The organism is Serratia sp. 4542 (assembly GCF_016805595.1).
Lineage (GTDB): Bacteria > Pseudomonadota > Gammaproteobacteria > Enterobacterales > Enterobacteriaceae > Serratia > Serratia nevei.
In genome coordinates this window covers 37008-60452 of the sequence record NZ_RXKV01000020.1, presented here as the reverse complement: position 1 = coordinate 60452, position 23445 = coordinate 37008, and the positions used below count along the sequence as shown (strand labels likewise).

Sequence of the window (23445 nt, the reverse complement as noted above, 5' to 3'; positions counted from 1 at the left end):
GGCCTGGCGGCGCCGTTGCGTCGCCGGCAGTCAAAGGAGTTGGTATGTCTACGCATATTGGCGAGCCGAATGACTCGTACTCAGAACAGATCCCGCTGGATGAGCGCCGTTATACCCGTCTCGGGTGGTTGGCGCTGGGTGTGGGCGTGTTCGGTTTCTTGGCCTGGGCGGCGTTTGCACCTTTGGACAAAGGGGTCGCGTCGCCGGGATCGGTAACCGTTTCCGGCAACCGTAAAACGGTGCAGGCACCGGCCAGCGGCATCATCAAAAATATCGTGGTGAAAGACGGCGACAAGGTGAAAGCCGGCGAAGTCCTGGTGCAGTTGAGCCAGGTGCAGGCACAGGCGCAGGTCGATTCGCTGCGCGATCAGTATTACACCACGCTGGCGACCGAAGGGCGCTTGCTGGCTGAACGGGACGGTCTGAGCAAGGTCACTTTTTCCCCTGTTTTCGCTCAGGTTAAGGCTCAGCCGCGTGTCGCGGAGATCATTGCGCTGCAGACGCAGCTGTTCGCCTCCCGTCGCCAAGGGCTGCAAAGTGAAATTGACGGTTATAAGCAGTCGATGGACGGGATCCGTTTCCAATTGAAAGGCCTGCAGGACTCACGTGCCAACAAACAGATCCAACTCTCCAGCCTGCGTGAGCAGATGAACAGCATGAAACAGCTGGCGGCGGACGGTTACCTGCCGCGCAACCGCTATCTGGAAATTCAGCGCCAGTTCGCCGAGGTGAACAGCAGCATCGATGAAACCGTCGGGCGGATTGGCCAACTGCAAAAGCAGCTGCAGGAATCTCAGCAACGCATCGATCAGCGCTTCGCCGACTATCAGCGCGAAGTCAGAACGCAGCTGGCGCAAACCCAAATGGACGCCAGCGAGTTCCGTAACAAGCTGCAAATGGCCGATTTCGATCTGGGCAACACCGCCATCACCTCACCGGTGGACGGCACCGTGGTCGGATTGAATATCTTCACTCAGGGGGGCGTCGTGGGAGCGGGTGACCACCTGATGGACGTGGTACCCAGCCAGGCGACATTGGTGGTGGATTCTCGCCTCAAAGTCGACCTGATCGATAAGGTGTACAACGGGTTGCCGGTGGATCTGATGTTTACCGCCTTCAACCAAAACAAAACCCCGAAAATTCCGGGAACGGTCACGCTGGTTTCCGCCGATCGTCTGGTCGACAAAACCAATGGCGAACCTTACTACCAGATGCAGGTCACGGTCTCGCCGGAGGGCATGAAAATGCTCAGTGGCGAGGACATCAAGCCGGGGATGCCGGTGGAAGTGTTCGTGAAAACGGGGTCACGCTCGCTGCTGAGCTATCTGTTTAAACCTATTTTGGATCGCGCTCATACTTCATTAACCGAGGAATAATTTTGATTCATTCAAAACGACAGGCTGCCGGTCTGGTTATCGGCACCCTTTTGTTTGCGATGTCTGCGCCGGTTTATTCGATAGGGATTTTAGACGCATATTCGCTGGCATTAGAAAAGGACCCGACCTTCCGGGCGGCTATAAAAGAAAAAGAAGCGGGAGATGAGAACGAAAATATCGGCAGGGCGGGGCTGCTGCCGAAGGTATCGCTGAACTACCAGAATTCGCCGCGCAACTGGCAAACGCAGAAGTACCCGCAAAGCGATTTCTTTGGCAACATTACGGAAGCGACGCGGCGTCAGCAGTACCGCAGCTACTCCAGCTCGGTGACGTTGACGCAGCCGCTGTTCGATTATGAGGCCTATGCGCGTTACAAAGGCGGCGTGGCGCAGACGATGATGTCGGATGAACGCTACCGCGGCAAACTGCTCGATCTGGCGGTGAGGGTGATCAGCGCCTACGTCGAAGTGGCCTATTCCAAAGATCAAATCGCCTTGGCCGAGGCGCAAAAAACAGCCTATAAAGAGCAGCTGGCGTTGAACGATCGGCTGATGAGCGCGGGTGAGGGAACGTTGACCGACGTTTCCGAAACGCAGGCGCGCTACAGCCTGGCCGAGGCGCAGGTGATCGAGGCGCGCGACGCGCTGGATGCCGCACAGCGCGAGCTGGAGGTGATCATCGGCGTGCCGTTGAATCAACTGGATGAGCTGCAGGTCTTACGGCCGGGCAAGTTCCAGGTGGCTCCGCTGATCCCGTCGAAGTTTGAAGAGTGGCAAAAGATCGCCCTGGAGAATAACCCGGTGCTGGCCGCCTCGCGCCACGGCGTCGATGCGGCAAAATACGAGGTAGAGAGAAACCGCGCCGGCTTTATGCCGAGTGTGCAACTCTATGCTTCGCATTCGGAGAACGATTCCAGCAGCGACAACACGGTTAATCAGAAATACCGTACCGACAGTATCGGGGTGCAGGTGAGTTTGCCGATTTATTCCGGCGGCGGTGTGGCGGCCTCAACGCGGCAGGCGGCGGCACGTTACGGCCAGGCGATGGCTGAGATGGACACGCAGGTTGGCTCGACGCTGAACGATCTGCGCAAACAGTTCAATCTGTGCATCAGCAGCCGAGCCAAGCTGGCGGCCTACGAGCTGGCGGTGAAGTCGGCGACCACGCAGGTGACGGCGACCCGGCAGAGCGTTTTGGCGGGGCAGCGCGTCAACGTCGATGTGCTCAACGCCGAACAGCAGCTCTATAGCGCCCAGCGCGATCTGGCCTCTGCCAAGTACACCTACATCAAGTCCTGGATTACCCTGCTGAGCGACTCCGGCACGTTGGATGAGAAGGATGTGCTGCGCGTGGCGCAGTATTTTGCCCGCAATCGCTAGTGGATTTTCACTATAAGCATTAATCTGAAAGAGCAGCGCCAAGCTGCTCTTTTTTTCGTTAATACGTTATGTTATCGACTGGTTGTTCCTCCTGTGTTTTTACTCGCCGGGTTTATTTCTGAACATAATTCCTGTTAAAGGGCGGTAGGTTAGAGGAATTTATACTTTTAGCAAAAACGTAGCGATTGGTTGATGATCGTATGAATTTTAGAATGATGATGTCAGTGAAATGTGGCGTCTTCGTTTAGGAAATATGGCGGAGTAAAGGGTAGATAATGTCCAAACTAATTCCTGTGGTTATGGCCGGCGGCACTGGGAGTCGTCTGTGGCCGATGTCGCGAGAATCGTTCCCTAAACAGTTTTTGTCTATTGATGACAGTGGTATGAGCCTGCTGCAACAGACGTTACAGCGTTTGACCGGTCTGTCTGGCATCGAAGTTGCCTCTCCTCTGGTCATTTGCAACGAGGAACACCGTTTCTTGGTTGCGGAGCAATTACGTGAAATTGGGCAATTAGCGACCAATATTATTTTAGAGCCCGTAGGACGGAATACTGCGCCAGCAGTGGCGTTAGCCGCTCATCTTGCTGCTGAAGAAGACGAAGACAGCATGCTTTTGGTGCTGGCTGCCGATCATCTGATCACGAAAGTGGACAATTTCCACGCAGCGATTCAGACGGCCGTGTCGTTTGCAGACAACAACCAGCTGGTCACGTTTGGCATCATTCCTGAGCATCCGGAAACAGGATACGGTTACATCAAACGTGGCGGCCACCTGTCCAATGCGTGTTTCAAAGTTGATTCGTTCGTTGAGAAGCCGCGTTTGGAGAAAGCGGTCGAATACCTCGCCAGCGGTGATTATAGCTGGAACAGCGGTATGTTCATGTTTAAGACAGCCAAGTTCTTACAGGAACTGCGGCAGTTCAGCCCCGATATCTTCAGCACAACTCAGCAGTCTGTGGCTAAAAGTCAACGCGACATGAATTTTATCCGGGTTGAACAAGACATCTTCAAACATTGCCCAAGTGATTCCATCGATTATGCGGTGATGGAGAAGACACATGATGCCGTTGTGATCCCTATTGATGCGGGCTGGAGCGACGTCGGTTCCTGGTCCTCCTTGTGGGAAGTTTCTGAAAAAGATCGGTTGGGCAATGTCAACGTGGGTGAGGTTATCTCGATCGACTCCAGTGACAACTACATTGCGTCTGAGTCTGCGTTGGTCGCAACCATTGGATTGGAAAACCTTATCGTGGTTAATACCAATGATGCGCTGCTAATCGCTCACAAAGATAAAGTGCAGGATGTTAAGAAAATCGTCGATGAGCTTAAAAAGCGTAATCTTCATCATTTTCGCCAGCATTCTACCGCCTACCGCCCTTGGGGAAAGATTTGCGACATTGACAGCGGCACGCACTTCCAGGTGAAGAAGATTATTGTACGGCCGGGGGAAGGACTTTCTGTTCAGAGACATCTTCACCGCGCTGAACATTGGGTGGTCGTGAGTGGGACAGCAAAAGTTAGCGTTGATGATAAAGAGTTTTTCCTATCGGAGAATCAGTCCACTTTTATTCCTGCGGGCAGTGTCCATACGTTGGAGAATCCAGGAAAAATCGATTTGGAAATGATCGAAGTCAGGTCTGGACGCTATCTGGAAGAAGATGATATTGAACGTTTGCAAGATCGATATGGCAGAGTTTGAGAAAGGGTTTGGCAATGCGAAAGTTAACGTGTTTTAAGGCGTACGATATTCGGGGAAAATTGGGCGAAGAGCTGAATGAGGACATCGCGTATCGTATTGGACGCGCTTACGGCGAGTATTTGAAGCCCAAGTCTATCGTATTGGGCAGCGATGTACGCTTGACCAGTGAAAGCCTGAAACTGGCGCTGGCGAAAGGCTTACAGGATGCGGGCACTGACGTTATCGACATCGGCTTAACCGGGACCGAAGAAATCTATTTTGCCACGACCTATTTAAAAACGGATGGTGGCGTAGAAGTCACCGCCAGCCATAACCCTATCGATTACAACGGCATGAAGTTGGTGCGAGAAGACTCTCGCCCAATTAGCGGCGATACCGGACTACGAGCGATCCAGGAGCTGGCGGAGAAAAACCAGTTTCAGGCACCGGCAGCAATGCGCGGCAGCTACGTCCGCCAGGACGTGTTGGGGGCTTATGTAGAGCACATTCTGTCCTATGTCGACGTGAACAACTTCAAACCGTTGAAGCTGGTGATTAACTCGGGTAACGGTGCGGCGGGGCATGTAATCGATGCCATTGAAGCGCAACTGAAGGCGCAGGGTGTGCCGTTAGAGTTTATCAAGGTGCATCACCAGCCGGACGGTACTTTCCCCAACGGTATTCCCAATCCATTATTGCCTGAGTGTCGTGCGGATACCGCCGATACGGTGCGTGAGCATGGCGCTGATATGGGCATTGCGTTTGACGGTGATTTCGATCGCTGCTTCCTGTTTGATGAAAAAGGCGATTTCATCGAGGGCTATTACATCGTCGGTTTGCTGGCGGAGGCTTTCCTGCAGAAACAGCCAGGGGCGAAGATCATCCACGATCCGCGTCTGAGCTGGAACACCGTCGATGTGGTCACCGGTGCCGGGGGCGTGCCTGTGATGTCAAAAACCGGCCATGCTTTCATTAAGGAGCGTATGCGTACGGAAGACGCCATTTATGGCGGAGAGATGAGCGCCCACCACTATTTCCGTGATTTTGCTTATTGTGACAGCGGCATGATTCCGTGGCTGCTGGTCGCTGAGTTGGTCAGTGTGAAAGGGAAAACCTTGGGACAGCTGGTACAGGATCGCATTGCTGCCTATCCGTCTTCCGGTGAGATCAATATCAAGCTGGCCCAGCCGGCCGTGTCTATTGAAAGCGTTAAGCAACACTATTTGGCGCAAGCCGACGAGGTGGACTACACCGATGGCATCAGTATGGCGTTTGCAGGCTGGCGTTTCAATCTGCGTTCCTCCAATACGGAACCGGTAGTGCGTCTTAATGTCGAATCACGTGCCGATGTTGCGCTGATGCAAGAGAAAACTGATGAAATTCTTGCGCTGCTCGCTGCAAAAATTTAACGCTTAGTACATTGAAGATTTAGGATAAGGGCGGCTTTTTGCCGCTCTTTCTTCATGGTGCGCTCAGAAGGTTGTATGATGCATCCATTATTAAATGGGGTGCTTTTGTCAAACAAAGGGTGTTACCGAAGTATAAGGGGTTGATATGGCAATTCTAGTCACCGGCGGTGCCGGTTACATCGGGTCTCACACCGTTTTATCTTTGCTGGAGCGCGGCGAAGACGTGGTGGTATTGGACAACTTGTCGAACTCTTCTGCCGAGTCATTAAGCCGCGTGGAAAAGCTGACGGGGAAATCCGCAGTGTTCTACCAGGGGGACGTTCAGGATGCCGAATGTCTGCATCGCATCTTTGAAGCGCACTCAATTACGAGCGTGATCCACTTCGCCGGTCTTAAGGCGGTAGGTGAATCTACGCGTAAACCGCTGGAATACTACCAGAATAACGTTACTGGCACGCTGGTGTTGTTGGATGCGATGCGCCGTGCCGGCGTACATGCGTTCATCTTTAGCTCGTCCGCCACCGTCTATGGGGCCAATTCGCCGGTGCCTTACGTCGAGACGACGCCGATCGGCGGCACGACCAGCCCTTATGGTACGTCCAAGCTGATGGTGGAACAGATTCTGCAGGATTTCGCCAAGGCTGAGCCGCAGTTTTCGATTATTGCCTTGCGTTACTTTAACCCGGTAGGTGCCCATGAGTCGGGGTTGATCGGCGAAGATCCTAACGGAATTCCCAATAACCTGTTGCCTTATATCTCGCAGGTTGCGATTGGCAAACTGGAAAAGCTGGGTATTTTCGGCGGGGATTACCCGACGAACGATGGGACGGGAGAGCGTGATTACATTCATGTCATGGATCTGGCCGAAGGCCATCTGAAAGCGATGGATCATCTGCCGAAGCTCAACGGATTTAAGGCCTATAACCTGGGGGCCGGTGTAGGGCACTCGGTACTGGCGATGGTTCAGGCATTTGAAAAAGCCTCCGGTGTCGCGATCCCTTACCAAATATTGCCGCGCCGCGACGGCGATCTGCCTGCCTTCTGGGCGAACGCCGATCTGGCTTATCAGGAGCTGGGGTGGAAAGTGCGCAGGGGGCTCGATGATATGATGCGCGATACCTGGAACTGGCAGAAGAAAAATCCTAAGGGTTTTCAGCGCTGATCCTGCAGTTTACCCCCATCGTTTATAGGAAAGGATAAATGGTGGGGCCAAAACGACCATTGGGCAATCAGTAAGCGATACTTGATAAATTGTAACCAGCTTCCTAGAAAATACAGCAAAACTTTCTACTACATTTCCTATATTTCATTTTAAAACCATTGAGTTAAATCTTATCCTTGAACAAGAACCACACAGATTCAGCGTATTTTTTTACGTTACGGTGTCGGATGTTTTTGCAAATTGTGCTAGTCTCTCAAACCTTCGCGGACCCTATATTATTTCTGTCATATGCACGCGAGTTTGTTTAAGGTTCGTTCAAAAAGACCTCAAACGTGAAGTGTAAACTCGGTGGCGACGCGTGTTTATAAGCATAATTCGAGGTCTCTGGGTAACGTTTTTGTGAGTAAATTTCTAATGAAAGTGATAGAGACGCAGGTTGAAGGTGTAAAGCTGATCGAACCCAAAGTGTTTGGCGACCAGCGTGGTTTTTTCTTGGAAACGTTCCAAAAAAGCCGATACCAGGAGCTGCTCGGCATTGATGCGGAGTTCGTACAAGATAACCACTCCCGTTCTGCGCGTGGCGTCTTGCGGGGATTGCATTTTCAAACGGCAAAACCGCAAGGTAAGTTGGTAAGGGTGGTACGCGGCGAGGTCTACGATGTGGTCGTCGATATTCGTCCTGAGTCGCCGACGTTCAAAAAGTGGGTTGGCGTCTACTTGTCTGAAGAGAACAAAAACCAACTTTGGGTGCCGCCTGGTCTCGCCCATGGTTTTGTCGTAGTTTCGGACTCGGCTGATTTTGAATATAAATGCACTGATTACTATGATCCAAGTAATGAAGGTTGCCTACTGTGGAACGATCCGGAAGTAGGTGTCGAATGGCCAATCAGCGATCCGCTGTTGTCGCCAAAGGATCTGCAGGGAAAACTGTTTAGAGAGCTTTTTTAATGCGTGTACTTTTGACTGGTGCTGCGGGGCAGCTGGGACGCTGTATTATCGATCGTTTCCCTGCCAATTGGACCCTGATGGCGATGGACAGCCAGCAATTGGATATCGCGGACTCCGCTGCCGTTTCGGCAGCGGTTGAACAGTTAGTACCGGATGCCATTATCAATGCTGCGGCTTATACTGCGGTGGATAAAGCGGAATCTGAGCCTGAAAAGGCCAGGGCGATCAATGCGCTCGGCCCAGGATTCCTGGCTACAGCAGCGGCGAAGTTAGACATTCCTTTCATACATATCTCGACCGATTACGTCTTTGACGGCACTTCATCGGAACCGTACTGTGAAGAGACGCCATGTTCACCCCAGAGCGTTTACGGGCAAACGAAACTCGAAGGTGAGCATGCGGCTTTGCTGGCAAATCCGAAAACGGTAGTGATCAGAACGGCCTGGGTTTTCAGCGAGTACGGCAACAACTTCGTGAAAACCATGCTGCGAGTCGGTGCACAGAGGGGGGAATTGGGCGTGGTAAGCGACCAGTTCGGCTGCCCTACCTATGCGGGAGACATTGCGGCGACGGCCATCGCTATGCTGTCCCATCCTCAATTACCTTACGGTATCTATCATTACTGCGGCGATAACGCGGTTTCATGGTTCGATTTTGCTTGCGCTATCTTCCGGGAGGCGGGGAACTCAGGTCATTATCCGCATCAGGTGAATGTCAAACCTATCGCAACCCATGAATATCCAACGCCTGCATCCAGGCCTGCTTATTCGATTCTGAGCACCAGCAAGATTTGTGCGCTGGATCTGAAGCCTAGCCCATGGGAACAGCAACTTAAAATTGTACTCCAGAAGATATTATCTCAGTGATGATCCTTCAAATGGATGAGATTAAAGGGGATAATACTATCCCCTTTGGCGTTTTTGCATGGTGATGAAACGTTAACATCGCTTATGGGCCTGACGTTCAGTCTTTTAACCACCCTAATGGCATGACTTTGTGACTGCGGTAAATTACGGGTTTAGGAACTAGATACAGCATGGCTGTAGACCAAGAAAAATCTCAATTTCAGATCGTTGCATCTATCGTTTTATACAACCACAGCTATGAGCAGGTGGCGGGCACCTTGACGTCCCTCTTGGCCGAGCGCTGTGTTGAAAAGATTGTTTTGGTCAATAATGGCGGTGCCGATTGGGCCGATGCTTTGGAAAATGATCGTATCAGCTACATCTCTGCTAAGGGAAATGGCGGGTTTGGCCACGGACATAACCTGGCAATGAGCCGCTACCTGGACTCCTGCGAGTATTTTTTGATCTGTAACCCGGATATCAGTTTTGAGATGGGGGCATTGGCGAGTTTGTATCAGTTCGCCAGCGAAGGGAAACACCAGTTTGTCTCTCCACGGATACATTATAGCGACGGCCGTTTTCAGTATAGTTGTCGTCTGTTACCGACACCGGCAAACCTTTTGCTTCGTCGCTTCCTGCCAAAATGGGGAGCTAAGATGGATATTGACTACGAACTGCAACATGCTGACTACGAGAAAAACTTTGCCGTGCCTTCCGTTTCAGGCTGTTTCATGTTGATGAAGTCGGAATTACTGGCTCGTTTGGAGGGGTTTGATGAGCGTTACTTTATGTATCTCGAGGATGTTGATCTGTGCCGACGGGCGCTTGAACTCACTGATATTATGTATTATTCAGGAACTACAATCACACACGTATTCGGTAAGGGATCATATAAATCTCTAACTTTATTGGGATACCATATGCGCTCAGCGATTCTTTATTTTAACAAATGGGGATGGTTCTTTGACCGGGAGCGCTGTCGTTACAACCAGCGCTACTTGAATTCTATCCCGATGGCTTCTTCTCGCGATCGTCGCTGAACCCCCGGCTATAAATGTTTGATAGTTTTTAAGGTGTTGATTATGTTAATATATGTGGATGATCGGATAGTGGTCAACGCTGCCGAAGACGGTAAGGAGCTAAATGATGAGTAACCCTCATAAAAATAGGCCGCTGACGCCGTTAGGCCTCCTTCGCACTTTGTGGGGGTTCAAGTCGTTGATTGCGCAAATGACCAAGAGAGAAGTCGTCGGTCGTTATAAAGGTTCAACGATGGGCTTGGCTTGGTCATTCCTGAACCCATTGTTCATGCTGGTCGTTTACACCTTTGTTTTTTCGGTGGTTTTTAAGGCGCGTTGGTCAGTAGGGGGCGATGAGAGTCGCACACAGTTCGCCGTGATTTTATTTGTAGGTATGATTGTGCATGGTTTCTTCGCCGAAGTGATCAACCGTGCGCCGCAGATTATCTTAGGAAATGCCAACTACGTTAAAAAAGTCGTGTTTCCTCTGGAGACGCTGCCCGTGATCAGCCTATGCGCAGCCTTGTTTCACTCTCTGATTAGCCTGGTTGTCTTGTTGTGCGCCTTCTTTCTTTTTAACGGCTTTTTGCACTGGACCATTGTGTTTATTCCTTTGGTTTTCCTGCCACTGGTGATCTTTTGCCTAGGGTTGGGATGGGTGCTGGCATCTCTTGGGGTATTTATCCGAGATGTAGGCCAAACCACGGTGATTATTACAACGGTAATGATGTTTTTGTCACCGGTCTTTTTCCCGATTACCGCGCTGCCGGAGAAATACCGAATCTGGATTATGCTTAATCCGCTTACGTTCATTATTGAACAAGCACGTAACGTATTGATTTGGGGGACTCTGCCAGATTGGCAGGGGCTGATGGTATATACCCTGGCAGCTGCTGCGGTGGCGTGGTTGGGTTATGTCTTCTTCCAGAAAACCAGAAAGGGGTTTGCGGATGTCCTCTAATGAAATAGCTATTGAAGTCAAGGGATTAAGCAAATGTTATCAGATTTATGATCGCCCACGCGATCGTCTGAAACAGTTTTTCGCTCCTAAACTACAACGAGTTGCGCGTCGCGAATCTCGGCGCTATTTTCGCGAGTTTTGGGCTTTACGAGATGTCTCTTTCAGCATCAAAAAAGGTGAAACTGTCGGTATTATCGGGCGTAACGGTGCTGGCAAATCGACTTTGCTGCAAATGATTTGCGGCACGCTAACGCCAACGGCAGGGGAGATCCAGGTTAACGGAAGAATTGCCGCTTTGCTGGAGTTGGGTGCTGGTTTTAACCCTGAATTCACCGGTCGAGACAATGTTTACCTTAACGGTTCTGTTTTAGGATTTTCGCGCGAACAAGTCGATGCTCGCTTTCAGGAAATCATTGATTTTGCAGATATTGGTGAGTTCATCGACCAACCGGTAAAAACCTATTCCAGCGGCATGTATGTTCGATTGGCCTTTGCCGTCCAGGCGTGCGTCGAACCGGAAATCCTGATTGTCGATGAAGCGCTGGCCGTGGGGGATATTGGTTTCCAGTACAAGTGCTACAAGCGCATGGAAGCTCTTCGAGCTAAGGGCGTCACCATTATTATGGTGACCCATTCCACCGGCAGTATTCTTGAGTACGCTGATCGTTGTCTGGTGATGAATGATGGCCAGCTGGTTGGTGATACGCATGATGTATTAGCCGCGGTGCTCGCGTACGAAAAAGGTATGCTGTTGACCCAAAACTCGCCGAAAGAAAGAAAACAGCGTGCGGAATGTTCTGATGTCAAAGATGTAGCGACACTTCAGGCCATTCAGGCGGAACAGACTAATGCTGAAGTAGGGGAGAAACGCTTTGGCAGTGCACGTGCGATTATTGAAAGTTTGCAGATCTACAAATCTGACGGTACGCCATTGTCAGAAAAACCTCTTGTGCGGTCTGGCGAAGAGCTAACTTTAGACTACAGGATTTTGTCTTCGGAAGTCATCGAAGATGTGGCGCTCGGCGTTTCCATTTCCAAAGCTCAAGGGGGGGATATCTGGGGCGACAGCAACATTGCCGCTGGCGTTCCTATCGTTTTGAAACCCGGTGAGCAGCACATCGTATATAAAGTCAAACTGCCTATCAATTCCGGTGATTACCTGGTGCACTGTGGCTTGGCTCGCGTCGGCAAGGGGGAAAGGGAAGAACTCGATCAGCGTCGGCCGATGATGAGGCTGAAATTCTGGTCGTCGCGTGAATTGGGTGGCGTTATCCATGCTCCAATACAAATTTCGTTGGACGAGGAATAACGTTATGCTGGCTATTTTTTTACCGTCTTATCCTTTTCGCGGCGTAAAAGCTCCCTACCTGTGGGTGTTTTATCGGTTGTTGAGCACTTTGCAGGAAAAAAGCATTTTTATCACCGGCGGTGATTACTTGCGCGAGCCTGGGCTATGGAGTGAACAAGGACGCTGGGAGTTCGATGTACCCACGATGAATAATCTGGGCTATTCGTTGCCGACTCAGGATATATTTGATCGACATGAGTTTGAACTACTGGATGATGGCCTGTTTGCTCGATTGTTGAATGAAACGCACGAAAATCCAATGGCTGCGTTCAATGTGTTTCTTACTCAGCGCATTCCCGAGTTGGAGTCTGAGCTTAAGGGGCTTTTACATGCGAAAATAAAATGTGGCATTGAAGGGATTCTCAGCATTTGTAATTGCCCTTCGCTGGAACATGTTGCGCAAGAGCTGGCGATTCCCGTTATTCACATTGAGGTGGGCCCTCTACGTTCGCCGATGTATCTGGGAACCGGTTACATTGATTTTCGTGGCGTAAATGGCAATACCGAAGCACAGGCGCGTTATCTACCTGTCGCACATGATTGTCGAGTTCAGCTTTCAATGGCTGAGCTGCATCAATTTTTTGCACAGGATGCATTGCCACAGAAAGATATTGCGGAATTTGAACTTGGGTTAGCGCTACAGGTTGAGGATGATTCGAATATCATTGCCTATAGCAATGGTTTCAATAACTTATCTATTCTCTCATATGCTCAGACGCAATGTCCTAGCGAAAGCATACTGGTTCGGCCGCATCCCGGCAGTCGCTTTCAGCTGCAAAACACAGCGTCTGAAATCGATCACTCATCCAATAGCCTCGAGTTCTTACTCCGCTGTCAACGGCTCGTAACCATCAACTCGAGCGTAGGTTTGGAAGGGTTGTTGCTTGAGAGAGATGTTCAAATATTGGGTGACACTTCGTATCGTTTCATCGATGAGGTCGCTGACGAATCTGAACGCGTGAACAGAATGGCGTTCTATCTGTTTTCTTACCTTGTTCCGTTCGAACTGATGTTTGATACGGACTATCTGCATTTTCGCCTGTCTAAGCCGGCAGAAATCGACATCGTGCGGTATCATCTTAATTATTATTCAGCAGGAGCTGACGAGTTGACCAGTATGAAAGGGATAACCATCGGTGAGTTGATCACGGAGCATGTTAAGCTGGACAATAACGTTAGAGCCGAAATTTTCCGCGTTATTGAAGAGCAGAAACAGCATATTGATGAGAAATGCCAGCAGATTGAATTGCTGGAGCAACGTTTGCGGTTGCAGCTCGAAGAAAATCTGCAACTGCGAGAGTCAATGCTGCAAACGAAAAATCAACATGAGCAAATCATGTTGCAAAAGCAAAGCCAGCATGAGGAAGCCTTGCAGCGGATAAAAATCAGTGAAGAGAACAATAATAATAACTGTAAGAAGGAGCTGAAACGCGAAATCAACACGTTAAATTCCGCGTTGAGCCAAAAAGACGGTCTGCTGGAACAACAACATGCTTCCATGGCTTCGATTCGTAATAGCCTATCTTGGAAACTGACAATGCCAGTGAGAATGGTTGGTCGTGCATTGCGCGGCGAGTTTGGGGTCATTCGCGATTTTACCCGCCATTATTTTACACATCGTTTTATCGCTAAGAATTCATTGACAGCAAAGACATGGCGCGCATTCCGTAGCCACCCTCAACCCTATCGCGCATTGGGGCGTAAGGCTAAAACGGCATGTTCACTGATAACGAAAGGTCAATTCTCCGAGTTGATCGCTACCCTGCGCCGGGTGGCGAAAAATACTGCTGACGCACCGATGCCGTTAACGCACATCGATACTCAGCACATTGTGATTCTTGCTTCCAGACATACTCTCTACGTGGCTCATCGGGTAGAGAAGTCTTTGACCGACATCGGGTTGGGCGTCACGATTATTCATGCATACTCGGCTGCAGCAGACAGTGGCCAAATGCACATTGTTATTTGTCCCCAGATATTCCCTGAGTTGCCGAAGAATTTTGTTGCATTCCAGATGGAACAGTCAATTAACCCGCGCTGGTTCACGCCGGAGTACTTTGCAATTCTTGATCGCGCAATCGCGATTTTCGATTACTCGCTTACCAACATCGATTATTTACTGCAACATGGAGTACCCTATCAAAAACTGTTCTACATGCCGGTGTCCTCTTACGATCGTTATGCTGAGCATTTAAAGCAGGGAGGGTATAATCTTCAACCGTTGAAGGATGAAGCGCCGATTGATGTGTTGTTCTATGGCGATCCAAACTGTGAGCGGCGCCAGAATTACCTGCGTGAACTCTCCCAGCGCTTTAATGTGCATATCGCTTCGGAGGTCTTTGGTCAAGACCTGACTCGTCTTGTTATGCGAGCGAAGCTGATCGTTAATATTCATTATTACGAGGATGCACTGCTGGAAACCACCCGCTTGTACGAAACATTGTCCCTGGGAACGCCTATCGTCAGTGAAACCAGTTCGGATATTCAGCATCATGGCATGTTGAATGACGTCATCGACTTCGCTCCGGTAGGCGATATTGATGCGATGGCTGATAAAATCGAACGCTTGCTGGCTGATGAGAAACTTTATGCCCGTCGCCGGCAAGATATTGCGGCGTTTACACGTACAGATTTGCAATTTGATGCTTATTTCAAACGTTATTTGCTGGCTAACGATCTGATTGATTTCCAGACTTACAAAAACAGTGTCGACTTTATCCCGCACAACGAAGTGGATATTCCAAAGTTGTGTTTGTCATTGACAGAAACACCGGTACGCAAGCAAGCGTTTCTCAGCAAACCGACCCATGGCTTCCAGGTCATCGAAGGCATCCGTCATCGTATTGGCTGGATTGGTTGCGGAATGAGTTATAAATACATGTTGTCAACGTTGGCCGAACGCTCTACCGAAATGGCCATGATTTGTGAAGATGACGTATTGTTCCCATTTGATTTTGACATTCAACTGGAGAAGGTCGTCGGGCATTTGCGCCATACTGAATGGGACTGGCATGTGTTTGCGGGCATCATTGCGCACTTACATGATGATACCGAAATTCTGGCTATAAAAGAAATTGATGGCATCGAATATGTTTATATCAACCGTATGACAAGTATGGTTATGAATATCTATTCTCGCCGCGGTATCGAGCTTATCAGCCAATGGAACGAGAAGAACATCGACGCTGAAAGCAATACTATCGATCGTTATCTGGAGTCCGCACCAGGTTTGACCGTTGTAACGACATTGCCGTTTATGGTCGGCTATGCCGAAGATCAACACTCAACGTTGTGGGGATTCGTAAATACTCAGTATACCGATATGATTCGCGGCAGTGAGCGGTTATTGGCCGAAAAAGTGGCTGCGTTTAAGGCGCATCAGTCTGAAACGACCAAGGTATAACGCAGTATTCATCTGAGCGCTGAAATCAAAACGGTCAGTCGTAGATGACTGACCGTTTTTTATTGTAAGCCTCAAGCTGCCTCTACTGGCGACTGTTTTTACTGGAGAGAGCTGATAATTGTATATGGTTCAAACGTATGCAACCTATTATGTGACCTATCGCACCAATCACTACCCACCCGGCTCAATCCTGAGTTAACATGTGTGCCACATCACAAAACCTGCTGGCCGACGTTGCCGGCAGGGTCATCCTCAGACAGGAGTTCCTAAATGTCCAAGCAACAAATCGGCGTTGTCGGCATGGCGGTAATGGGCCGCAACCTCGCGCTGAACATCGAGAGCCGTGGTTACACCGTTTCCATTTTCAACCGTTCTGGCGACAAAACTGACGAAGTGATCGCTGAGAACCCGGGCAAAAACCTGGCGCCGTATTACACCGTTGAAGAGTTTGTTGAATCGCTGGAAAAACCGCGCCGCATCCTGCTGATGGTGAAAGCGGGCGAAGCGACGGATAAAACCATTGCCTCGCTGACTCCGCACCTGGACAAGGGCGATATCCTGATCGACGGCGGCAACACCTACTATCAGGACACCATCCGTCGTAACCGCGAACTGTCCGACCAGGGCTTCAACTTCATCGGCACCGGCGTTTCCGGCGGTGAAGAGGGCGCGCTGAAAGGGCCTTCCATCATGCCTGGCGGCCAGAAAGAAGCTTACGAGCTGGTGGCGCCAATCCTGAAGAAAATCGCTGCGGTTGCGGAAGGCGAGCCTTGCGTGACCTACATCGGCGCAGACGGTGCAGGCCATTATGTGAAAATGGTGCACAACGGTATCGAATACGGCGACATGCAGCTGATTGCCGAAGCCTATTCTCTGCTGAAGCAGGCGCTGAACCTGAGCAACGAGCAGCTGGCCGAAACCTTCGCCGAGTGGAACAAGGGCGAGCTGAACAGCTACCTGATCGACATCACCAAAGACATCTTCACCAAGAAAGACGAAGAGGGTAAATACCTGGTCGATGTGATCCTGGACGAAGCCGCCAATAAAGGCACCGGCAAGTGGACCAGCCAGAGCTCGCTGGATCTGGGCGAACCGCTGTCTCTGATCACCGAATCGGTGTTCGCACGCTACCTGTCCTCGCTGAAAGATCAGCGCGTTGCTGCCTCTAAAGTGCTGACCGGCCCGAAAGTGGCGCCGTTCACCGGCGACAAAGCCGAATTCATCGAGAAAGTGCGTCGCGCGCTGTATCTGGGCAAGATCGTGTCCTACGCACAGGGCTTCTCTCAGCTGAAAGCCGCGTCTAAAGAAAACAACTGGGATCTGCACTACGGCGAAATCGCCAAGATCTTCCGCGCCGGCTGCATCATCCGCGCCCAGTTCCTGCAGAAGATCACCGACGCGTATGCGGCGGACGCCGATATCGCCAACCTGTTGCTGGCGCCATACTTCAAGCAAATCGCCGACGAATACCAGCAGGCGCTGCGTGACGTGGTGGCTTATGCCGTGCAGAACGGTATCCCTACGCCAACCTTCTCCGCTGCGATCGCCTACTACGACAGCTACCGTTCCGCGGTGCTGCCGGCGAACCTGATCCAGGCGCAGCGCGACTACTTCGGCGCGCACACCTACAAACGCATCGACAAGGAAGGCGTGTTCCATACCGAATGGATGGAATAAGCCCGCTCGTTGAGCGATAAAAAAAGCCGCCGAGGTTAACGCCCGGCGGCTTTTTTATTGCGTGTAATTTAACGTCACGCTTTTTTCTGATGCCGCTCGCGCAGCCGGCCAATCACCGCGCTCAGATCCAGATCCTGGTCCTGCAGCAGCACCAGCAGGTGATAGATCAGGTCCGAAGCTTCGTTGGTCAGCTCTTCGCGATCGTTGACCGTGGCGGCCAGCGCGGTTTCCACGCCTTCCTCCCCGACTTTCTGCGCGATGCGCTTGGTGCCGCTGGCATACAGGCTGGCGGTGTACGAGCTGTCCGGGCTGGCGTGCTTGCGCTCCGCCAACAGCTGCTCCAACTGATAGAGGAACGTCCAGTCGCTGGCGGCCGGGTGGAAGCAGCTGCTGTTGCCGAGGTGGCAGGTCGGGCCGATCGGGTTGGCCAATACCAGCAGCGTGTCGTTATCGCAGTCCGGCGTAATGCTGACCACCTTGAGGAAATGGCCGGAGCTTTCACCCTTGGTCCACAGACGCTGCTTGGTGCGTGAGAAGAAGGTGACGTTACCGCTCTGCTCGGTGGTCGCCAGCGCTTCCTGCGTCATGTAACCCAGCATCAGCACTTCGCCGGAAACGGCGTGCTGCACGATGGCCGGCATCAGACCGTCGGTTTTTTCCCAGTCCAGCTGGTTTCTCTGTTGTTCTGTCAGCACACGCGAATCTCCACGCCTTGTTCAACCAGGAACCTTTTCAGTTCGCCGATATTGATGATTTGTTTGTGGAACACCGACGCCGCCAGCGCGCCGTCGACGTCCGCATCGCGGAACGCTTCCAGGAAGTGCTCCATGGTGCCCGCGCCGCCGGAGGCGATCAGCGGCACCTTGCAGGCCTCGCGCACCAGGCGCAGCTGCTGCAGATCGTAACCGTTGCGCACGCCGTCCTGGTTCATCATGTTCAGCACGATCTCACCGGCGCCGCGGCGCTGCACTTCCTGTACCCAGTCGAGGGTTTCCCACTGGGTGATGCGGGTGCGGCTCTCATCGCCGGTATATTGGTTGACGTGATACTTGCCGGTTTCACTGTCGAACCAGGTGTCGATGCCTACCACGATGCACTGCACGCCGAAGCGTTCCGCCAGGCGGCTAATCAGCTCAGGATCGGCCAGCGCCGGCGAGTTGATTGAAATCTTGTCGGCGCCGAAAGACAGGATCTGGCTGGCGTCCTCGGCGCTTTTAATGCCGCCGGCGACGCAGAACGGGATATCAATCACCTCCGCCACGCGCGATACCCAGCTTTTGTCCACCACCCGGCCGTCGCTCGAGGCGGTGATATCGTAAAACACCAGCTCGTCCGCACCTTCTTGCGCATAGCGCTGCGCCAGTGGCACGATGTCGCCGATGATTTCGTGGTTGCGGAACTGCACGCCTTTCACCACTTGCCCGTCTTTAACATCCAGGCACGGGATTATCCGTTTTGCCAGCATGCGATCGCCTCCTCAACGCTAAATTTACCTTCCAGCAGGGCGCGCCCCACGATCACGCCGGCAACGCCGCTGCCGCGCAGCTGGGCGATGTCGTCCAGATTGCCGATGCCGCCCGAGGCCTGGAAGGCCACCTGCGGATAACGGCGGCCGATCTCCTGATACAGCGCCACGTTGGACCCAGCCAGCGTACCGTCGCGCGAAATGTCGGTGCACAGCACGTGCTTCAGCCCGTAGGGCAGGAACTGCTCCACCACCTGTTCCAGCGTGGCGTCGGAATCCTCCTGCCAGCCGCTGATGGCCACGCGTTTCACGCCCTGCGCGTCGATGCGCACGTCCAGCGCCAGCACCAGCGCGTCGGCGCCGTAGCGCTCGAACCAGCTCTGCACCAACTGCGGCTGTTTCACCGCGGTGGAGCCGATCACCACGCGCGTGGCGCCGGCCTCCAGCAGGGCACTGACGTCCTGCTCGTTGCGGATGCCGCCGCCGACCTGCACCGGCACGTCAACCCCCGCCAGCAGCTTGCGCAGCAGCGGGATCTGGCGCGCCGCCGGATCCTTGGCGCCGGTCAAATCGACCAGGTGCAGCACCTGGGCGCCCTGTTGTTGATAGTCCTGCAGGCGCAGCAGCGGATCGTTGCCGTAGTCGCGCTGTTGGCCGTAATCGCCCTGATGCAAACGCACCACGTTGCCGTCGATCAAATCCAAAGCCGGAATAATCATGCTGCCTACATCTCCAGAAAGTTTTTCAACAGTTGCGCGCCGGCCGCTCCAGATCGTTCTGGATGAAACTGCACGCCGAAGAAGTTGTCTTTTTGCACGGCGGCGGTGAAGGGCTCGCCGTAGTTCGCCTGGGCGATGGTGCTGGGGCATATCGGCATCGCATAGCTGTGAACGAAATAGAAGTAGGCGCCGTCATCGATGCCGCGGAACAGATGGTGGCCCGCCTGCGCGGACACCTGGTTCCAGCCCATGTGCGGCAGCGGCAGGCCGAAGTCGGTCATCTGCTTGACCGGCGTATCGATGAGGCCGAGCGTGGTCACGCCGCCGTTCTCTTCGCTGCTGGCCGCCAGCAGCTGCATGCCGAGGCAGATGCCCAGCACCGGCTGCGTGCAGGCCCTGATCAGTTCGATCAGATCGCGCTCGCGCAGTTGATCCATCGCCGCCTGTGCGGTGCCGACGCCCGGCAGGAACAGCTTGTCGGCGCGCAGCACGATCTCCGGATCGCGGCTCACCTCCGGCTGATAACCCAGGCGCCGCACCGCGTAGGTGACGGAGGCCAGGTTGGCGCAGCCGGTATCCAAAATCACCACGTTCATCACAGCACTCCTTTCGAGCTCGGCAGGGTATTGCCTTCGACGCGGATCGCCTGGCGCAGCGTGCGGCCAAACACTTTGAACAGGCTCTCGACCCGGTGGTGGTCGTTTTTGCCCTTGGTCTTCAGGTGCAAAGTACAGCCCATGGTATAGGAGAGCGAACGGAAGAAGTGCTCGACCATTTCGGTGCTGAGATCGCCGACGCGCTGATAGTTGAACTCGGCCTTGTACTCCAGGTGCGGGCGGCCGGAGATATCCAGCGCGCAGCGCGCCAGGCATTCGTCCATCGGCAGCACGAAGCCGAAGCGGGCGATGCCGCGCTTGTCGCCCAGCGCCTTGTTCAGCGCTTCACCCAGCGCCAGGCCGGTGTCTTCCACCGTGTGGTGATCGTCGATATACAGATCGCCTTTGACGTCGATCTCCATGCGGAAGCCGCCGTGGGTGGCGATCTGATCCAGCATGTGATCGAAGAAGCCGACGCCGGTTTTGATCTTGCTGCCGCCTTCGCGATCCAGCCAGACGTTGACGTCGATCTGCGTCTCTTTGGTCACGCGATTAACCCGCGCGTGGCGATCGCGCAGCGTCAGCTGGCGCACGATCTCTTTCCAGCCCAGCACGCCGCGCTGGTAGCGCAGCCCCTGGATGCCCATGTTTTCTGCCAGCTGCACGTCAGTCGGCCGATCGCCGATCACGTAGCTGTGGGCGGCATTCAGCACGCCGGGTTCGAGGTAACCCTTCACCAGCGCGGTTTTCGGCTTGCGGCAGTCGCAGTTGTCCGCCGGCAGGTGCGGGCAGATCAGCACATCGGCGAACTGAATGCCCTGCGAGCTGAGGATCTGCATCATCAGGTTGTGCGGCGGGTCGAAGGTTTCCTGCGGGAAACTGGCGGTGCCGAGCCCATCCTGATTGGTGATCATCACCAGCTGATACCCCGCCTGTTGCAGCGCCAGCAGGGAAGGGATCACGTCCGGCTCGAGCGCCAGCTTGTCCAGGCGGTCAACCTGGAAATCTTCCGGTGGCTCGGCGATCAGCGTGCCGTCACGATCGATAAAGAGGATTTTTTGGCTCACATTGGCTCCTGGCGAGTCTGGTTGGCACCGGGCAGGGCGGACAAGGCGTCCACCACGCGTTGACATTCGTCGCGGGTGCCTATGGTGATGCGCAGGCAGCCGGACAACCCGGGCTGTTTGTTTTGGTCTCGTAAGATAATGCCCTGATCCCACAAGCTTTTAAACACATTACTTGAGGCGGTGAAGCGGGCCAGCAGGTAATTGCTGTCGCTGGTGAAAACCTGCTCGACGCAGGCGCATTTTTCCAACTGTTGCTGCAGCCAGCTGCGGGTGGCGGCAATGTCGGTGGCGCGCTGGCGCATGGTGCGGATACCTTCTTCGCTCAGCGCCTGCGCGGCGATATCCGCCACCGGCGTCGAAAGCGGGTAAGGCGCGATCACTTTCAGCAGCAGGGCGATCAGATCTTCGTTCGCGAGCGTAAAGCCGCAGCGCAGGCCGGCCAGCGCAAAGGCCTTCGACAGCGTGCGCAGGATAGCCAGGTGCGGATAGTCGCTCAGCCACCCGGCCACCGAGGCCTGCGGGCAAAACTCGATATAGGCTTCGTCCACCGCGACGATCGCCTTGCCTTTGGCCAGCTCCAGCAGGTTGCGCAGAGAGTCCGGATCGATCAGGTTGCCGGTCGGGTTGTTCGGGCTGCAGACGTAGATCAGCTTCACGTTGTCCATGCTGTCTGCGATGGCCGGCAGATCCAGCTGCCAGTCTTCTTTGGCGGCTACGGTGCGGCGCTCCACGCCGAAGGTTTCGGCGCTGACGGCGTACATGCCGTAGGTCGGCGGGCAGAACAAGATGGCGTCTTTACCCGGCTCGCAGAAGGCGCGGATCAGCAGCTCGATGCCTTCATCGGCGCCGCGGCTGACCAGCACCTGCTCTTTCTTCACCCCGGCGTAGGCGGCGTAGCGTTCGATCACCAACGCCGGCTGGCACTCCGGATAGCGGTTGAAGGTTTGCGCGGTCAGCTGGAACTCGGGCGCGATCGGGTATTCGTTGGCGTTCAACCACACGTCGCCCTTACCGCCGAGGCGACGCGCCGATTGATAAGGGGTCAGCTCGCGAACGTTGGCGCGCGCCAGTTTTTCGATGCTCATGCTTGCTCCTTCAGGGCGGCGACGCGCAGGGTCACGGCGTTCTTGTGGGCGATCAGCTGCTCGGCGGCAGCCAGCGTCTCGATGGTGGCGGCCAGGTTGCTGAAGCCCTGCGGCGTCAGCTCCTGCACCGTCATGCGTTTTTGAAAATCGGCCAGCCCCAGGCTGGAGCAGGTGGCGGTGTAGCCGTAGGTCGGCAGCACGTGGTTGGTGCCGGAGGCGTAATCGCCGGCGGACTCCGGCGACCAGTCGCCGAGGAACACCGAGCCGGCGCTGGTGATGCCGTCTACCAGCTCGCGCGCATTGCGGGTCTGAATGATCAGGTGCTCCGGGCCGTAGCGGTTGCTGATGGCCACGCACTCAGGCAGATCGCGCGCTACGATCAGGCGGCTGCTCGCCAGCGCCTGGCGGGCGGTCTCGGCGCGCGGCAGCTCGGCCAGCTGGTTTTCCACCGCTTCGGCCACTGCCTGCGCCATTGCCGCGTCCGGCGTCAGCAGGATCACCTGCGAATCCGGGCCGTGTTCGGCCTGCGACAGCAGATCGGAAGCGACAAACGCCGGGGTGGCGCCGGCGTCGGCGATCACCAGCACCTCCGAAGGCCCGGCCGGCATGTCGATGGCCGCGCCGTCGAGACGCTGGCTGACCTGCCGCTTGGCTTCGGTCACGAAGGCGTTGCCCGGCCCGAAGATTTTCGCCACGCGCGGTACGCTTTCGGTGCCGAACGCCAGGGCGGCGATCGCCTGCGCGCCCCCGACCTGAAACACTTCCTGCACGCCGCACAGCTGCGCTGCATACAGGATCTCATCGGCGATCGGCGGCGGCGAGCACAGCACCACCCGGCGGCAACCGGCGATGCGCGCCGGCGTCGCCAGCATCAGCACGGTGGAGAACAGCGGCGCCGACCCACCGGGAATATACAGGCCCACCGAGTCGATTGGGCGGGTCACCTGCTGGCAGCGCACGCCCGGCTGCGTTTCGACGTCCACCGCTGGCAGTCGCTGCGCGTTGTGGAAGGTGTCCACGTTGGCGACGGCCACCGCCATCGCCTGTTTGATGTCATCGCCCAGTCGGGCGCAGGCGGCGGCGATCTGCTCGGCGCTGACGCGCAGCGCGGCGACGTCCGCCTTGTCGAAACGGGCGCTGTAGTCGCGCAGCGCCCGATCGCCGTTGGCCTTCACGTTGTCGAGGATCTCGCTCACCGTGCGGGTGATGCTGTCGGAAGCGGCGATTGCCGGGCGCATCAGCAGCTCGGCCTGGCGTTCGGCGCTGCACGTTGCCCAATCGATCGGCGTGTTGAAGGTCGACATGGC

19 protein-coding genes are annotated in these 23445 nt (G+C 54.2%); 12 read left to right on the top strand and 7 right to left on the bottom strand.

The genetic code is table 11. The features are described from left to right. Positions 1–44 precede the first annotated feature (44 nt). The 12 genes from EKL15_RS23495 to gndA all read left to right on the top strand — a co-directional run bounded on the left by EKL15_RS23495 (position 45) and on the right by gndA (position 17206). Positions 45–1376: an HlyD family type I secretion periplasmic adaptor subunit gene (locus tag EKL15_RS23495; protein ID WP_159317842.1), complete on the top strand. Its 1332-nt coding sequence runs from the start codon at positions 45–47 to the stop codon at positions 1374–1376. A gap of 2 nt (positions 1377–1378) precedes the next feature. Beyond that, positions 1379–2755, top strand: a complete 1377-nt coding sequence (locus EKL15_RS23490; protein ID WP_089185733.1) for a TolC family outer membrane protein — start codon at positions 1379–1381, stop codon at positions 2753–2755. A 275-nt stretch (positions 2756–3030) separates the two neighbouring features. Beyond that, entirely contained in the window at positions 3031–4455 is a 1425-nt protein-coding gene (locus EKL15_RS23485; protein ID WP_100396910.1) for a mannose-1-phosphate guanylyltransferase/mannose-6-phosphate isomerase, read from the top strand. A gap of 14 nt (positions 4456–4469) precedes the next feature. Then, the gene (cpsG, locus tag EKL15_RS23480; protein WP_100396911.1) at positions 4470–5843 is read left to right on the top strand and encodes a phosphomannomutase CpsG; all 1374 of its coding nucleotides are present in this window, start codon (positions 4470–4472) and stop codon (positions 5841–5843) included. Positions 5844–5988: 145 nt separating this feature from the next. Further along, positions 5989–7005 carry a UDP-glucose 4-epimerase GalE gene (galE, locus tag EKL15_RS23475; protein WP_100396912.1) on the top strand — a complete coding sequence of 339 codons (1017 nt, stop codon included), beginning with the start codon at positions 5989–5991 and terminating at the stop codon, positions 7003–7005. A gap of 414 nt (positions 7006–7419) precedes the next feature. Next, entirely contained in the window at positions 7420–7953 is a 534-nt protein-coding gene (gene rfbC, locus EKL15_RS23470) for a dTDP-4-dehydrorhamnose 3,5-epimerase (protein ID WP_049202254.1), read from the top strand. Next, the gene (gene rfbD / locus EKL15_RS23465) at positions 7953–8819 is read left to right on the top strand and encodes a dTDP-4-dehydrorhamnose reductase (RefSeq protein WP_060440339.1); all 867 of its coding nucleotides are present in this window, start codon (positions 7953–7955) and stop codon (positions 8817–8819) included. The genes rfbC and rfbD overlap by 1 nt, the downstream gene beginning before the upstream one ends. A gap of 170 nt (positions 8820–8989) precedes the next feature. Continuing rightward, positions 8990–9838: a glycosyltransferase gene (locus EKL15_RS23460; RefSeq protein WP_100396913.1), complete on the top strand. Its 849-nt coding sequence runs from the start codon at positions 8990–8992 to the stop codon at positions 9836–9838. Positions 9839–9944: 106 nt separating this feature from the next. Further along, positions 9945–10778 carry an ABC transporter permease gene (locus tag EKL15_RS23455; RefSeq protein ID WP_100396914.1) on the top strand — a complete coding sequence of 278 codons (834 nt, stop codon included), beginning with the start codon at positions 9945–9947 and terminating at the stop codon, positions 10776–10778. Continuing rightward, complete coding sequence (locus tag EKL15_RS23450) at positions 10768–12087, top strand: ABC transporter ATP-binding protein (protein WP_100396915.1); 1320 nt, start codon at positions 10768–10770, stop codon at positions 12085–12087. The genes EKL15_RS23455 and EKL15_RS23450 overlap by 11 nt, the downstream gene beginning before the upstream one ends. 4 nt (positions 12088–12091) lie before the next feature. Then, positions 12092–15529 (top strand): hypothetical protein, encoded by a 3438-nt coding sequence (locus EKL15_RS23445; protein ID WP_100396916.1) that lies wholly within the window; start codon positions 12092–12094, stop codon positions 15527–15529. A gap of 270 nt (positions 15530–15799) precedes the next feature. After that, on the top strand, positions 15800–17206 hold the full coding sequence (gndA, locus tag EKL15_RS23440; RefSeq protein WP_060440334.1) for an NADP-dependent phosphogluconate dehydrogenase: 1407 nt from the start codon (positions 15800–15802) through the stop codon (positions 17204–17206). 74 nt (positions 17207–17280) lie between these two features. On the opposite strand, the gene hisIE is transcribed toward gndA, so the two are convergent. The 7 genes from hisIE to hisD are packed head-to-tail and all read right to left on the bottom strand — an operon-like array spanning position 17281 to position 23442. Further along, the gene (hisIE, locus tag EKL15_RS23435; RefSeq protein WP_060440333.1) at positions 17281–17901 is read right to left on the bottom strand and encodes a bifunctional phosphoribosyl-AMP cyclohydrolase/phosphoribosyl-ATP diphosphatase HisIE; all 621 of its coding nucleotides are present in this window, start codon (positions 17899–17901) and stop codon (positions 17281–17283) included. Continuing rightward, entirely contained in the window at positions 17895–18671 is a 777-nt protein-coding gene (hisF, locus tag EKL15_RS23430) for an imidazole glycerol phosphate synthase subunit HisF (RefSeq protein WP_041034248.1), read from the bottom strand. The genes hisIE and hisF overlap by 7 nt, the downstream gene beginning before the upstream one ends. Then, the gene (gene hisA, locus EKL15_RS23425; RefSeq protein ID WP_060421534.1) at positions 18653–19390 is read right to left on the bottom strand and encodes a 1-(5-phosphoribosyl)-5-[(5-phosphoribosylamino)methylideneamino]imidazole-4-carboxamide isomerase; all 738 of its coding nucleotides are present in this window, start codon (positions 19388–19390) and stop codon (positions 18653–18655) included. The genes hisF and hisA overlap by 19 nt, the downstream gene beginning before the upstream one ends. A gap of 5 nt (positions 19391–19395) precedes the next feature. Next, positions 19396–19986, bottom strand: a complete 591-nt coding sequence (gene hisH / locus EKL15_RS23420; protein ID WP_004938803.1) for an imidazole glycerol phosphate synthase subunit HisH — start codon at positions 19984–19986, stop codon at positions 19396–19398. After that, a complete protein-coding gene (gene hisB, locus EKL15_RS23415; RefSeq protein WP_033637767.1) occupies positions 19986–21053 on the bottom strand; it encodes a bifunctional histidinol-phosphatase/imidazoleglycerol-phosphate dehydratase HisB in 1068 nt (355 codons plus the stop codon). The genes hisH and hisB overlap by 1 nt, the downstream gene beginning before the upstream one ends. Then, positions 21050–22138, bottom strand: coding sequence for a histidinol-phosphate transaminase (gene hisC, locus EKL15_RS23410; protein ID WP_089185738.1), 1089 nt, complete (start codon positions 22136–22138; stop codon positions 21050–21052). Before hisC ends, hisB begins: the two co-directional genes overlap by 4 nt. Then, positions 22135–23442 carry a histidinol dehydrogenase gene (hisD, locus tag EKL15_RS23405; RefSeq protein WP_193158902.1) on the bottom strand — a complete coding sequence of 436 codons (1308 nt, stop codon included), beginning with the start codon at positions 23440–23442 and terminating at the stop codon, positions 22135–22137. The genes hisC and hisD overlap by 4 nt, the downstream gene beginning before the upstream one ends. Between the last annotated feature and the right edge of the window lie 3 nt (positions 23443–23445).

Bases quoted from the DNA above. Each gene is read 5' to 3' on its own strand.
- EKL15_RS23495 (WP_159317842.1), top strand. From the start codon at position 45: ATGTCTACGCATATTGGCGAGCCGAATGACTCGTACTCAGAACAGATC.
- EKL15_RS23485 (WP_100396910.1), top strand. From the start codon at position 3,031: ATGTCCAAACTAATTCCTGTGGTTATGGCCGGCGGCACTGGGAGTCGT.
- cpsG (WP_100396911.1), top strand. From the start codon at position 4,470: ATGCGAAAGTTAACGTGTTTTAAGGCGTACGATATTCGGGGAAAATTG.
- galE (WP_100396912.1), top strand. From the start codon at position 5,989: ATGGCAATTCTAGTCACCGGCGGTGCCGGTTACATCGGGTCTCACACC.
- rfbC (WP_049202254.1), top strand. From the start codon at position 7,420: ATGAAAGTGATAGAGACGCAGGTTGAAGGTGTAAAGCTGATCGAACCC.
- rfbD (WP_060440339.1), top strand. From the start codon at position 7,953: ATGCGTGTACTTTTGACTGGTGCTGCGGGGCAGCTGGGACGCTGTATT.
- EKL15_RS23460 (WP_100396913.1), top strand. From the start codon at position 8,990: ATGGCTGTAGACCAAGAAAAATCTCAATTTCAGATCGTTGCATCTATC.
- EKL15_RS23455 (WP_100396914.1), top strand. From the start codon at position 9,945: ATGAGTAACCCTCATAAAAATAGGCCGCTGACGCCGTTAGGCCTCCTT.
- EKL15_RS23450 (WP_100396915.1), top strand. From the start codon at position 10,768: ATGTCCTCTAATGAAATAGCTATTGAAGTCAAGGGATTAAGCAAATGT.
- EKL15_RS23445 (WP_100396916.1), top strand. From the start codon at position 12,092: ATGCTGGCTATTTTTTTACCGTCTTATCCTTTTCGCGGCGTAAAAGCT.
- gndA (WP_060440334.1), top strand. From the start codon at position 15,800: ATGTCCAAGCAACAAATCGGCGTTGTCGGCATGGCGGTAATGGGCCGC.
- hisF (WP_041034248.1), bottom strand. From the start codon at position 18,671: ATGCTGGCAAAACGGATAATCCCGTGCCTGGATGTTAAAGACGGGCAA.
- hisA (WP_060421534.1), bottom strand. From the start codon at position 19,390: ATGATTATTCCGGCTTTGGATTTGATCGACGGCAACGTGGTGCGTTTG.
- hisH (WP_004938803.1), bottom strand. From the start codon at position 19,986: ATGAACGTGGTGATTTTGGATACCGGCTGCGCCAACCTGGCCTCCGTC.
- hisC (WP_089185738.1), bottom strand. From the start codon at position 22,138: ATGAGCATCGAAAAACTGGCGCGCGCCAACGTTCGCGAGCTGACCCCT.
- hisD (WP_193158902.1), bottom strand. From the start codon at position 23,442: ATGTCGACCTTCAACACGCCGATCGATTGGGCAACGTGCAGCGCCGAA.